We start from the raw sequence: 12,405 nt of genomic DNA, 5'->3' as shown, positions 1-12,405 counted from the left end.
CGCACGGTGCGGGCCCCGGAGAACACCCACGCCGACGAGCAGCGATACGTCATCGACTGGCACGCACCGGTCACCGCGGCCCCCGCCGTGCTTTCACCGGTGGGCGCGGGGTCCCCGGCCGGCCACCCCGCGCCACGGACGTCGCAGCGGCCACCCCGCGCTGGCCGGCCGCCCACGACCGCCAGCGCTGGTCAGGCCGCGCTGGTCAGGCCACGGCGGCGAGCGGTGGTCAGATGTCAGGCGGAGGCGGCGGCCACCGCCGTCCGGGCGACCAGCGCGCGGCGCAGGTCGTCGTCGGCGTCGGTCACCGCCCGGCGCAGGCCCGGTGCCAGGTCGTCGCGGGCCAACAGCGCGGCGGCCGCCTCCCGGGTCGGCTGCGCCACCGCGTAGCGGGGGAACGCCAGGGCCGCCACCCGGCCGGCCGTCCAGAGGGTACGCCGACTCGCGGCGGCCGGCATCTCCGCGAAGTACCGATCGACGTACGCGGCGGTCAGCTCGGCCTGTTCGGGTTGCCAGAACCCCTCGGCTGTCGCTTCCAACAGCCGGCCGGACAGGTCGTCGCGCCGCACGATGATCTCCCAGGCCGCCTGCTTCGCTGCCGGGTCGGGCAGGGCGGCCCGGCAGCGGGCGGCCCATTCCGCGCCCGTGGAGCTGACGTCGGCGGCTGCCTCGATGGCGATCTCCGCCTCGCCGGCGGCGCCCAGCACCACCAGTCGGTGCAGCACCGCCCAGCGCAGCTCCTCGTCGACCTTGAGGCCGACCGGCACGCCCCGGCCGGCGAGCCAGCCGACGAGCAGGTCGGCGTCGGTGGTGGCGGCGATCCAGCCCCGCGCGGCGGCGAGCTGTAACGACTCACCTGCCGGCGCGTCGTCGAGCAGGCGTCGGCACGCCCCGGCGATCCGGGCCAACGCGGTCGAGCGGGTCAGCGGGTCGAGGTAGCGGTCGACCAGCGAACGGCTGAGCGTCAGCACGTCCTCCGCGATGATCACCTGGGTCTCGGTGGGCAGCGCGGCGACCATCAGGTCGACCAGGCCGGTGACCGGGCGCTCCCCGTCGGTCGCCGCGTCCAGTGCCTCACCCCACAGCACCGCCCTGGCCAGCGGATCGGTCAGACCGGGCAGCACCAGCGGGACGGCCTCGGCCGACGCCGGGTCGAGACGCACCTTGGCGAAGGTGAGATCACCGTCGTTGAGGAGCAGCAGCCGGGCCGCCGGCTCGCCCGTCAGCTGACCCAGCACGGTCCGCCCACCGTCGGCGGCCGGGTCGATGTCCACCTCGTCGCGTTGGACGGTGCCGTCCGCCGGGTAGCGGCCCACGCCGATCCGGTGCGGGCGCAGCACCGGGTGCGACTCGGGTGCGGTCTGCACCACGGCGACCTCGGTGTAGCGGCCGTCGGCGTCGACGGCGACCTCGGCGCGCAACGTGTTGACCTGCGGCTGACGCAACCACAGCTCAGCCCAACCGGACAGGTCCCGCCCACTGCTGGCGGAGAGGCTGGTGAGCAGGTCGTCGAGGGTGGCGTTGCCGAAGCGGTGCGCCGCGAAGTGGGCGTTCAGACCGGCGAGGAACGCCTCGTCGCCGAGCCACGCGACCAGCTGCCGCAGCACGCTGGCCCCCTTGGCGTACGAGATGCCGTCGAAGTTGAGCAGGCCCTCGTCGGCGTCGGCCACCTCCTGCGGGGCGACCGGGTGGGTGGAGGGACGCTGGTCGGCCGCGTACCCCCAGGCCTTGCGGCGCATGGCGAAGGTCGTCCACGCCTGGTCGAAGCGGGTCGCCTCGGCGGTGACCCGGGTGCCCAGGTATTCGGCGAAGGACTCGTTCAACCACAGGTCGTCCCACCAGCGCATGGTGACCAGGTCTCCGAACCACATGTGCGCCATCTCGTGGGCGATGGTGGTGGCCCGCTGCTCGCGCTCGGTGTCGGTGACCGCCGAGCGGAACACGTAGTCGTCGCGGAAGGTGACGATGCCTGGATTCTCCATCGCCCCGGCGTTGAACTCGGGCACGAACGCCTGGTCGTACTTGCCGAACGGGTATCGCTCGGTGAAGAGCTGGTGGAACCGGTCCAGGGACTGCCGGGTGACAGTGAAGATCTCCTCGGCGTCGGCGTCCAGGTGCTCGGCGAGCGACCGGCGGCAGTAGATGCCCAACGGCACACCGTCGTGCTCGGCCCGCCGGACGTGGTACGGCCCGGCGATCAGCGAGAAGAAGTACGTGGCCAGCGGCGCGCTCGGGGCGAACTCCCAGCGGCCGGGGGTCGGGTTGGCGGCCAGCTCGGCGTTGCCGGAGACGATCCACTGCGGCGGCGCGGTGACCGAGAGGGTGAACGGGGCCTTGAGGTCGGGCTGGTCGAAGGCCGCGAAGATGCGCTGCGCGTTGTCGAGGAAGGACATGGCGTAGAGGTAGGTTTCGCCGTCGGCCGGGTCGACGAAGCGGTGCATCCCCTCCCCCGTCCTGGAGTACGCCATCTCCGCCTCGACGACCAGCGTGTTCGCCGCGCCGAGGTCGTCGAGCGGCAGCCGGTTGTCGGTGAGCAGGCCGGGGTCGAGGTCGCGGTCGTTGAGGCGTACACCCAGCAGTGTGGCGGGCTTGACCTCGGCGAAGGTCGCGGTGCCGGCGGTCGCCCGGAACCGGATCTCGACGCGGGAGCGGAACAGGTCGCCGTCACCGGTCAGGTCGAGGTCCACCTGATAGGACTCGACAGTAATCGACGCGCCACGCGCGGTCGCCTCTACACGGGTCAGGCTCGGCATCCGCTTATCCTGCCCGATGGGGATCGGCACCCGGTCACCACACGACCCTCGGCACTGGAGGAAAGAACCATGGCGCAGCACCCCAAGGGCGACTTCGACCTCTCGCGGGCGGTCTGGCAGCGGGCCGAAGGGGACACCTCCGACAGCGCCGTCGAGGTCGCCTTCGTCGACGAACTGATCGGTATGCGCAACTCGGCCGAGCCGGACGGGCCGGTGCTGGTCTTCACCCAGGCCGAGTGGGACGCGTTCGTGGCCGGCGCGCAGGACGGCGAGTTCGACCTGGACTGAGCGCGCCCGCCAACCCGTCGGAGTGGGATCGCCGTGCCGGTGCCCGTGCTCGGGGCACCGGCACGGCCACGTTGGCGGGCTGACCGACCCGCTCCCGGAGCCACCACCCGGGGCTCGTGGTCAGCCATCGCCGTCGCCCCAGCCCAGGCCACCGGGGCCCGGCGCATGGTGGAAGCCCGGATGGTCGGCCACGTCGACGCAGCGCTCGCCGTCTGGGCCGACCGCGCCGCAGAACAGCCGCTCAGCCCGCTGCCAGGCGTCCGCGGGTGACAGGGCCGCCGCACCGAGTGCCACCTCCGAGCGGAGCAGGCTCAGCGCCTCCGCGTACGCCACGGCCAGCTCGCGCGCCTCGGCCGGACCGGGCGCGGTGAAGCCCAGGTGCACGGTGAAGAACCGGTGCGGACGGGTGGGCCGCCGTGGCGGCCCGATCAGTGACCGCCCGTCGCGGCCTCCGCCCAAGGCCCCGGCCGCCCGCCGCTGCCGCCAGTGCGGCGATCTGTTGTCTCGCATCCGCCCTCCCCGTGGTCGTCCCACCAGCAGCAAACCAGATTCCGCCGCCCCTGGGAGGGGCCAGCCGCGCGGGGTTCAGCGGCGTCGACGGGGGTATGCGCGGCGGTAAACGGCGATCAGCCGCCCCTGTCCGTGAGGAGACCCGATGGCGACCATGCCGGCCGACCGCAGCCCGGACAGCACCCTCGCGCTGCTCCGCGCCGGTTACCGGTTCATCGGCGAGCGCTGCGAGCGGTACGGCAGCGACGTCTTCAAGGCCCGGATCCTGCTCGCCCCGACCATCTGCCTGCGCGGCCGGCCGGCGGCGGAGCTGTTCTACGACAACGACCGTTTCCAACGTGCCACCGCGATGCCGCTGCGCGTGCAGCGGACCCTGACCGGTCGGGGTGGGGTGCAGGGGCTGGACGGGTCGGAGCACCACGACCGCAAGGCCATGTTCATGTCGATCATGACACCGGTGGCGATCCGGCGGCTCGGTCAGCTCTTCGACGACGAGTGGCGAACCCGGATCGCCGCCTGGGAGGGCAGCGGTCCGGTGTCGCTCTACGACGAGTTGGGTCGGCTGCTGACCCGGGTGGTCTGCGCCTGGGCCGGAGTGCCGCTGCCCGCGTCACAGGTCGGGCGCCGCGCCGTCGAGCTGCACGCCATGGTCGAGGCCCCGGCGGTGGTCGGCCCCCGGCACTGGCGGGGACGGCTCGCCCGGTACCGCGCCGAACGGTGGCTCGCCGACCTCATCGAGCGGACCCGGGTCGGTTCCGCCCCGGCGCCGCCCGGCAGCGCTCTGGCCACGATCGCCGAGCACCGGGACGGGCAGGGCAATCTCCTCCCCCGGCGGATCGCTGCGGTGGAGCTGCTCAACGTGCTGCGCCCGGTGGTCGCCGTCGACCAGTACATCGCCTTCGCGGCGCTCGCCCTGCACGACCATCCGGCCTGGCGGGAACGGGTCCGCGAGGACGACGAAGCCACCGAGCACTTCGTCCAGGAAGTGCGCCGCTACTACCCGTTGTTCTCGATCGCGGCGGCCCGGGTCCGGCGGTCCTTCGACTGGCAGGGTCACCACTTCCCCCGCGGTCGACGGGTGCTGCTCGACCTCTACGGCACCAACCACCACCCGACGCTCTGGCCGCAACCGGAGCTGTTTCGCCCGGAGCGGTTCGCCGGCCGCCGGGTGGATCCCTTCGAGCTGATCCCGCAGGGCGGCGGTGACTACGGGGCCGGCCACCGCTGCGCCGGTGAGGGGATCACCATCGACCTGATGAAGCGGGCGGTCACCAACCTGACCGCCGCCATGCGCTACGACGTGCCCGTCCAGAACCTGGCACTGGACCTGCACCGGATTCCCGCGCTGCCGCCCCTCGGCCTGACCCTCACCAACGTCCGCCGAACCGCCTGAGCGGACGACGATCGTGCCTGGTCGAGGGGACGGGACGGTACGGCGGACCGACGCCGCACCGACCCGGCTGCCGATGACGTACGTGCTGCCGCTGCGCTGGCACTCCGACGGGGGCCTGGCCGAGCTGACCGACCACCTGCGCTGGCTGGCCGACCGGGTCGAGGTGCTCGTGGTCGACGGCTCGCCTGCGGATCTCTACGCACGGCACGCCGAGGCGTGGCGGGGGCTGGTTCGGCACCTCCCACCGGACCCGGGCGAACGTGGGCTCAACGGCAAGGTGCTCGGCGTCCGCACCGGCGTCCGCGCGGCCGGCCACGAGCAGGTGGTGATCGCCGACGACGACGTCCGGTACGACGAGGCCGCGCTGACCGCGGTGCACCGGCTGCTGGGCCGGGCCGACCTGGTACGACCGCAGAACTACTTCGACCCGCTGCCCTGGCACGCCTGGTGGGACACCGGCCGCACCCTGCTCAACCGGGCGCTCGGGGCGGACTACCCGGGCACCCTCGCCGTGCGGCGCAGCACCTTCCTCGCCATGGGCGGGTACGACCCGGACGTGCTCTTCGAGAACCTGGAGCTGATCCGTACCGTGCGTGCGTACCACGGCACCGAGGCCGCCCCGGCCTGGCTGTACGTCCGCCGGCTACCTCCGGACGCCGCACAGTTCCGCCGTCAACGGGTCCGTCAGGCGTACGACGATCTGGCTCAGCCGGCTCGCCTGCTGACCGCGCTCGCGGTGCTGCCGGTGCTGGCGGCGGCAGTCGCGTCCCGCCGATTCGGGCTGCTGCTCGGCGCGGTGGCCGGGGTCGTCGCGCTGGCCGAGACGGGTCGCCGCCGCGCCGCCGGACGCCACGTGTTTCCACCGACCACGGCCTTGGCAGCCCCGCTCTGGCTGCTGGAACGCGGCGCCTGCAGTTGGCTGGCACTCGCCCAGCGCTTCCTGGTCGGCGGCGTCCGCTACCACGACACCCGTATCCGCCACGCCGCCAACCCCGCCCCGCACACCCGCGCGATCTTGCACTTTCTGTCGGGACAGAACGTCTGACAAGACCACCCGAACCTGCAAGATCGCGAGGGCGAGGCAACGCCATTGCGTTAGGCGGAACGGCCGTTCGTCAACCGGCGCCGCCTCGTCGATCATGCAGTTGTGGTGGGCAACAAAACGCCTGTAAACGGCTAAGCCGGGCACCACAAGTGCATGATCGACGCGCGCCCGCACTGCCCCTGAGCCCCTTCGCCAGCACGGGTTGACCCGCCGGCCACCGCGCTAACGCAAGTGTGGGGCGAGGGCGGGGGGCGGGGTGCAGGGGCGGGAGTGCGACAGCTCGCGGGCACCGGGGGTGGCCGCGAGCTGTCGTGCTGGGGTGGGTGGGTCAGTGCGTGACGTGGTGCTGTGCCTGGTCCTTGACGTCGTGGGCGGCGGACGTCGTGTCGTCCTTGACCGCGTGCACGGCGTCCTGAGCGGTGGACTTCACCGCCTCGGCGGCCTGCTGGGCCGGCTCACGCAGCTCGCTGGCCACCTCGCTCAGCTTCTCCTTCACCGCCCCGCTGTGCTCGCTGACCTTGGCCTTCACCTGGGTGGCGGCCTGCTGCTCGCGACGGGAGGCCGGGATCAGCGACGAGGCCAGCCAGCCGACCCCGAACGCGATCAAGCCGGCGGCGAGGGGGTTGCCCTGGGACTTCTGCCGGATCACCTGCGGCGCGCTGTGCGCGGCGTCGCTGACAGTGGCGGCCGCCGAGTGCGCGGCGTCGCTGACGCTGGAGGCAGCCGACGAGGCGCGGTCACCCACCGAGTGGGCGGCCTGGCCGGTGCCGTGGCCGAGGTCAGACGCGGTTCCCATGACCTTGTCCCTCACATTCTGCAGAGCGGAACGGGCCCGCTGCTTGCGGTCGTCGACGATGCGGCTGGGGCTGACCTTGTACGCCAGCGCATCCACATCAGAGCTGAGGCTGTTACGGGTGGCTTCGATCTCGCGGCGGATCTGATCGGGATCGGTGCTCATCGGGTGACTCCCTCCGGGTGCGGCTTGAGCGCGTCGGGGATCCGCTGCACGCTGTCGTTGGTCTGCTTGAGCCCGCGCACGTGCTGGGCGTTCTTCTTGGCCATCGAGTAGAGGACGGCGGCGACCACGGCCCAGATGATGGCCACGATCAGCGCGGCCAGGCCGGAGTCCATGACGTTGTCCAGGAACTGCCACACGGCGATGGACACGAAGAGGGCCACCATGTAGCCGCCGAAGCCGGCACCGCCGAAGAGGCCCGCGGCCTTGCCGGCCTTCTTGCCCTCCTGGCGGATCTCGGCCTTGGCCAGCTCGACCTCCTGACGCATCAGCGTCGACAGGTCGGTGGTGACCTGACGCATCAGGTCACCCAACGAACTGCCCTTCACCTCCGACGCGGTGTGCGGGGCACCCGCGTCGTGGTAACCGGAGTCCAGTCCGGACCCCTGCGTCGGCATGGTCATGCCGTCGTCTCCCTTCGGATGACTGGGCGGGTCACGGGCGAGGGCTGCCGCTGGACGGCACGCCCGGCAGCGGGTCGGTCTGGGTCACCGGCGGCAGCGGCTGACCGGTGCCGGAGTAGTCCGAGGAGTCGCCCCGGCTCGGGTCGGCGTAGGTGCCGGGCGCCTGGTCGGCGTAGGTGCCGGACGCCTGGTCGGGGTAGCCACCGGACGTCGGCGGGGTGTGCGTACCCGGGGTCGAGTCGAGGTAGCCGCCCGCCGGGACGGCGTCCGGCACCGCGCGAGGCGCCGGCGGCGGCGTCGGGATCACGGCGGTCTGCTCCGGGTCGTACGCCCCGGCGCCCCGGAAGGTCGAGGAACCGTTGCCGGAGTCGCCGCTGGCGGCCGAGATGCCGCGGGTCAGCCGGCCGGCCAGCACACCGAGGACCGCCGCCCCGACCAGGAAGGTGCCCGGGTTACGCCGTGCGTAGTCACGCACCTCGGTGATCAGATCGCCGGGCTCGCGCTGCTCAAGCCAACCGGCGACGCCGTGCACCCGGTCGGCGGCCTGGCGGGCCAGCTCGGTCACCGGGCCGGCCTGGCCACCCTGCTCGGCCATCGAGCGCATCTCGTCGGCCAGCGAGCGCAGCCCACCGGCGGCTCGGCGCTGCTGCTCACCGGTCTGGCTGGCGAGCTGGTTGCGGGCCTCGCCGTACAGGTTGCGGGCCTGCCGGGCCGCCTCACGGCCAACCTCGGCGCCCTGCTCCTTGGCGGTCTGGGCGACCGCGCCACCAGCCTGCGCGGCCTCCGACCCGACCTGGCGCGCCTGGTCGCGGACGCCACCGCCGTTGGTCGACTGCTGCCCGTACGTGGAGGACGTAGATGAAAGATCGTAAGTCATGATTTCCCTTCCGCTCAGGAAGTCGTCGCGGTTGTGCTGGGGGGATGCGGTCGCGTCGCCGCGGCCGCTGACCATTCACCTACCCTGCGTTTCGCCGTCCATACCTCTTCGTGCATTTCTCTGCGCGGCCCACCGGATGGACTTCAAAATGGAGGATCGTCGGGCTGCGTCACGTCGCCGCTGCGGACAGTGAGGTTCGCGAAGGCTGGCAGAGCCACGGAGGGGGCAGCGATGGCACGAGGCGCACGGGGCGGCCGAGCGGCCGGCCCCCGACCCCGGGTCCAGCTGGCCGCGCTGGTCGTGGCCGGGGTCTTCCTGCTGATCGGCGTCCTCGGCTTCATCCCCGGCATCACCACCGACTACGGCGAGCTGCGGTTCGGCGGGCACCACTCGGACGCCCACCTGCTCGGGCTGTTCCAGGTGTCGATCCTGCACAACGCGGTGCACCTGCTCTTCGGGCTGGCCGGCCTGGTGCTGGCCCGCAGCGTCGCCGGTGCCCGGGTGTTCCTGGCCGCCGGTGGCGCGATCTACCTCGCCCTCTGGCTGTACGGCCTGGGGATCGAGGCGATCAACCCGGAGGGCGGAGCGAACATCCTGCCGGTCAACGACGCCGACAACTGGCTGCACCTCGCGCTCGGCTTCGGGATGCTCGCGCTCGGGCTGCTGTTGTCGAACCAGGCGGGCACCGGCGGACGCCTGGACAGCCCCGCCGACCGGCACTGACCTGGGCCGCAGGCGCTGCGGAGCGGCGCGCCGCCGATCTGGGTCAGGCCGCGACCGGCAACCGCTTGGCGAAACAGACGCTGTACGGGTTGCCCACGTACTCGCCGTAGACCGGGATCTGCTGGTAGCCGCACGAGGTGTACAGCGCGATCGCGGCCGGCAGGTAGGTGCCCGTCTCCAGGCACACCACCGAGTGCCCCTGCCGGAACGCGCACTCCTCCAGCGCGGCGAGCAACTGACGAGCGATCCCCCGCCCCCGGTACCCGGGCCGGACGTACATCCGCTTGACCTCGCTGGTCTCGGCATCGATCGTCTGGAGCCCGCCGCAGGCGACCGCCCGGCCGTTCACCACCACCGCCAGGTAGCGGACGTCGTCATGAGGGACGAAGACCTGCCCATCCAACCCACCATCGGCCTCGCGCAGCTCACGCTGCTGCGCGGTGACCATGGCGGCGATCTCCGGATCGATGGCAGGCCGGGACTCGATCAGCATCACCCCACGCTAGGACGCGCGGATTTCGCGGAGGTTTCCGGAAATCAACCCCGTCACGGAGCGCAACGGACTACTCGGCGTCGTCCTCATCGGCCATGTCGTCGTCGAGGTCGTCGGACGAGTCCGCGCCCACCTCGTCCGCCGACCGCACCCGGCGAGCCTTCCGGGCGGCGAGCCGATCCGCGGCGGAGAGCCGGTTCGACTTCTCCTCCAGGCGGACGTCGGTGCCCCGGTTGCCGGGTACGAAGTCCACGCCGGCGTAGAGCGTCGGCTGCCAGTCGAACTCGCGCTCACCGATCCGGACCAGATCACCGGGCTGCGCGCCGGCCTTGGCCAGCTTTTCCTCCACCCCGAGCCGGGCCAGCCGGTCAGCCAGGTAGCCGACCGCCTCGTCGTTGTCGAAGTTGGTCTGCTTGACCCAGCGTTCCGGGCGGACACCGCGGACGGTGAACGAGCCGTCCGCCTCGGCCGTGACGGTGAAACCGTCGTCGTCCACGGCCATCGGGCGGATCACGATCCGGGTCGGCTCGGCGGGCGGAGCGGCCTTACGCTCCGCGTCGACCAGCTCGGCCATCGCGTAGGTCAGCTCCTTGAGCCCTTCCCGGGTGGCCGCGGAGACCTCGAACACCCGGTAACCGCGCTCCTCCAGGTCGGGGCGCACGATCTCGGCGAGGTCGCGGCCGTCCGGCACGTCGACCTTGTTGACGGCGACCAGCCGTGGGCGGTCGGCCAGGCCGCCGTACTGGCTCAGCTCTGCCTCGATGGCGTCGATGTCGGCCACCGGGTCACGGCCAGGCTCCAGGGTCGCCGAGTCGATGACGTGCACCAGCACCGCGCAGCGCTCGATGTGCCGCAGGAACTCCAGGCCCAGACCCTTGCCGGTGGCCGCGCCGGGGATCAGGCCCGGCACGTCCGCGACGGTGAAGGTGTGGTTGTCCATCCGGACCACACCGAGGTTGGGCACCAGGGTGGTGAACGGGTAGTCGGCGATCTTCGGCTTCGCGGCGGAGATCACCGAGATCAGCGACGACTTGCCGGCGGACGGGAAGCCCACCAGGCCCACATCGGCGACGCTCTTCAGCTCCAGCACGATGTCCAGTTGGTCGCCGGGCTCCCCCAGCTCGGCGAAGCCGGGCGCCTTGCGCTTGGCGTTGGCCAGCGAGGCGTTGCCCCGCCCGCCGCGCCCGCCCCGGGCGACCTCGAAGGTGGTGCCGGCGCCGACCATGTCGGCCAGCACGGTGCCATCGAGGGCCTGCACCACGGTGCCGTTGGGCACCTTGAGCACCAGGTTGCGGCCGTTGGCCCCGTCCCGGTTCGAGCCGGCGCCGCCCTTGCCGTTGTCGGCCTTGACGTGCGGGTGGAAGTGGAAGTCGAGCAGCGTGGTCACCTGCGGGTCGACCACCAGGGACACGCTGCCCCCGTGCCCACCGTTGCCGCCGTCCGGCCCACCGAAGGGCTTGAACTTCTCGCGGTGGATCGAGACACAACCGTGCCCGCCATCGCCGGCCTGCAGATGCAGAACGACCCGGTCAACGAACGTTGCCACGGCGTCAATCCTTCCAGCGAGGTCCGACCTCGCACTTCGCGAAAAAGGCTAAGCGGGCCGCGACCCGGAGGTCCGCGGCCCGCTTAGCCCGAGAACTACTGCTGCGGAACGATGCTGACGGTCTTGCGACCGCGCTTGGTGCCGAACAGGACCGCACCGGCGGACAGCGCGAACAGCGTGTCGTCGCCGCCACGGCCGACCAGGTCACCGGGGTGGAACTTGGTGCCACGCTGCCGGATGATGATCTCACCGGCGCTGACGACCTGACCACCGAAGCGCTTCACGCCAAGTCGCTGGGCCGCGGAGTCACGACCGTTACGCGAGCTGGACGCACCCTTTTTGTGAGCCATTGGAGGACGACCTACTTCCCGCTGGAGATGCCGGTCACCTTGACCTGGGTCAACGGCTGGCGGTGACCCTGGCGCTTGTGGTAGCCGGTCTTGTTCTTGAACTTGTGGATCCGGATCTTCGGGCCCTTGGTGTGCGCGGCGATTTCGCCGGACACCGCGACCTCGGCAAGCTTCGCCGCGTCGGTCACCAGGTCGTCACCGTCGACGAGGAGCACCGCGGTGAGCTTCACCGCGTCACCGGGGGCACCGGTGAGCTTCTCGACCTCGATCACGTCGCCCTCGGCGACCTTGTACTGCTTGCCGCCGGTCTTGACGATCGCGTACATCGGAGGCGGACTCCCTGTCGTTGAGGCTGCTGGCGGTCGTCCCCGCGGCGGCTCGCCGGGTAGCAGTGCACGGCGGCGCGGGCACACGGGAACTCGGCACACCAAAGGTGGGCCGCAGGCAAGAGTACGCCATTGCTGGCCCGGACCCCAAACCGGCCCGCCCTGGTCAGCGCGCGCAGAGCTGATCCAGGCGCTGCTGGAGCCGGTCGAGTTCGGTCTCGTCGATCGACTCGACGTCGGCACCGAGCGCGGAAACTTCGGTTCCGATGTCGGTGAGCAGCGTCTTGAGCTGCGGATCGTTGGTCCGTTCCGACTGCTCCCGCAGCACGGCCCGCCAGTCGGCCAGTGCCGCCTCGGCCCGCCCCCGGGCCGCCTCGGCCGTGTGGCTGTCCCCGGCGCCCACCGCCGCGAGCATCTGGCCCAGCTCCGCCACGTACGTCCGGACGCCGGTCCTGGTGGCCTCCTGTGCGGCGGTGCAGACCTGGGTGGCGTCGCCGCCCGCCACACCACCGCCGGCCGGCATGCCGGCCGGTCCGGGAGAGGTGCCGGCGGCCGCCGAGCCGGCGCCCTCGGCGCTGCCGCCGGTGGACCCGTCGGTGGCGCAGCCGGCCGCGCCGACAAGCATGGTGAGCAGCGCGGTGACGGCGAGCAGACGGCGCATCTTCTTCTCCTGACCTGGACA

14 protein-coding genes are annotated in these 12,405 nt (G+C 72.0%); 4 read left to right on the top strand and 10 right to left on the bottom strand.

Translation table 11 applies throughout. The features are described 5' to 3' along the window. Positions 1–236: 236 nt before the first annotated feature. Complete coding sequence (pepN, locus tag ABZU52_RS22750) at positions 237–2,753, bottom strand: aminopeptidase N (RefSeq protein WP_354973001.1); 2,517 nt, start codon at positions 2,751–2,753, stop codon at positions 237–239. Positions 2,754–2,822: 69 nt separating this feature from the next. Here pepN and ABZU52_RS22745 point away from each other — a divergent pair, with 69 nt between their 5' ends. Beyond that, positions 2,823–3,041, top strand: a complete 219-nt coding sequence (locus ABZU52_RS22745; RefSeq protein ID WP_354973000.1) for a DUF397 domain-containing protein — start codon at positions 2,823–2,825, stop codon at positions 3,039–3,041. Between the two features lie 120 nt (positions 3,042–3,161). On the opposite strand, the gene ABZU52_RS22740 is transcribed toward ABZU52_RS22745, so the two are convergent. After that, positions 3,162–3,551 carry a hypothetical protein gene (locus ABZU52_RS22740; protein ID WP_354972999.1) on the bottom strand — a complete coding sequence of 130 codons (390 nt, stop codon included), beginning with the start codon at positions 3,549–3,551 and terminating at the stop codon, positions 3,162–3,164. 145 nt (positions 3,552–3,696) lie between these two features. Between ABZU52_RS22740 and ABZU52_RS22735 the strand changes: the two genes are divergently transcribed. Together ABZU52_RS22735 and ABZU52_RS22730 are read left to right on the top strand one after the other, a co-directional pair. Continuing rightward, complete coding sequence (locus ABZU52_RS22735; protein ID WP_354972998.1) at positions 3,697–4,944, top strand: cytochrome P450; 1,248 nt, start codon at positions 3,697–3,699, stop codon at positions 4,942–4,944. 13 nt (positions 4,945–4,957) lie between these two features. After that, positions 4,958–5,989, top strand: coding sequence for a glycosyltransferase family 2 protein (locus tag ABZU52_RS22730; protein ID WP_354972997.1), 1,032 nt, complete (start codon positions 4,958–4,960; stop codon positions 5,987–5,989). Between the two features lie 328 nt (positions 5,990–6,317). Here ABZU52_RS22730 and ABZU52_RS22725 read toward each other — a convergent pair whose 3' ends face one another. From ABZU52_RS22725 to ABZU52_RS22715, 3 genes are read right to left on the bottom strand one after another with little or no spacing between them, the layout of a single operon-like run. Continuing rightward, positions 6,318–6,947, bottom strand: a complete 630-nt coding sequence (locus ABZU52_RS22725; protein ID WP_354972996.1) for a DUF3618 domain-containing protein — start codon at positions 6,945–6,947, stop codon at positions 6,318–6,320. Further along, positions 6,944–7,408: a phage holin family protein gene (locus ABZU52_RS22720; protein WP_354972995.1), complete on the bottom strand. Its 465-nt coding sequence runs from the start codon at positions 7,406–7,408 to the stop codon at positions 6,944–6,946. Before ABZU52_RS22720 ends, ABZU52_RS22725 begins: the two co-directional genes overlap by 4 nt. Positions 7,409–7,439: 31 nt before the next feature. Continuing rightward, positions 7,440–8,285, bottom strand: a complete 846-nt coding sequence (locus ABZU52_RS22715) for a hypothetical protein (protein WP_354972994.1) — start codon at positions 8,283–8,285, stop codon at positions 7,440–7,442. Between the two features lie 231 nt (positions 8,286–8,516). Here ABZU52_RS22715 and ABZU52_RS22710 point away from each other — a divergent pair, with 231 nt between their 5' ends. Further along, positions 8,517–9,008 (top strand): DUF4383 domain-containing protein, encoded by a 492-nt coding sequence (locus ABZU52_RS22710; RefSeq protein ID WP_354972993.1) that lies wholly within the window; start codon positions 8,517–8,519, stop codon positions 9,006–9,008. A 43-nt stretch (positions 9,009–9,051) separates the two neighbouring features. On the opposite strand, the gene ABZU52_RS22705 is transcribed toward ABZU52_RS22710, so the two are convergent. The 5 genes from ABZU52_RS22705 to ABZU52_RS22685 form a co-directional block, all read right to left on the bottom strand. Next, complete coding sequence (locus tag ABZU52_RS22705) at positions 9,052–9,501, bottom strand: GNAT family N-acetyltransferase (protein ID WP_354972992.1); 450 nt, start codon at positions 9,499–9,501, stop codon at positions 9,052–9,054. A 70-nt stretch (positions 9,502–9,571) separates the two neighbouring features. Beyond that, the gene (gene obgE / locus ABZU52_RS22700; protein ID WP_354972991.1) at positions 9,572–11,047 is read right to left on the bottom strand and encodes a GTPase ObgE; all 1,476 of its coding nucleotides are present in this window, start codon (positions 11,045–11,047) and stop codon (positions 9,572–9,574) included. Positions 11,048–11,142: 95 nt separating this feature from the next. Beyond that, a complete protein-coding gene (gene rpmA / locus ABZU52_RS22695) occupies positions 11,143–11,397 on the bottom strand; it encodes a 50S ribosomal protein L27 (RefSeq protein WP_007464062.1) in 255 nt (84 codons plus the stop codon). Positions 11,398–11,408: 11 nt separating this feature from the next. Continuing rightward, positions 11,409–11,723 carry a 50S ribosomal protein L21 gene (rplU, locus tag ABZU52_RS22690; protein WP_007464063.1) on the bottom strand — a complete coding sequence of 105 codons (315 nt, stop codon included), beginning with the start codon at positions 11,721–11,723 and terminating at the stop codon, positions 11,409–11,411. A 166-nt stretch (positions 11,724–11,889) separates the two neighbouring features. Further along, complete coding sequence (locus tag ABZU52_RS22685) at positions 11,890–12,384, bottom strand: hypothetical protein (protein WP_354972990.1); 495 nt, start codon at positions 12,382–12,384, stop codon at positions 11,890–11,892. Between the last annotated feature and the right edge of the window lie 21 nt (positions 12,385–12,405).

It is taken from the genome of Micromonospora sp. NPDC005220, assembly GCF_040607895.1.
Taxonomy (GTDB): Bacteria; Actinomycetota; Actinomycetes; order Mycobacteriales; family Micromonosporaceae; genus Micromonospora.
This window is presented reverse-complemented; position numbering and strand designations above follow the sequence as displayed.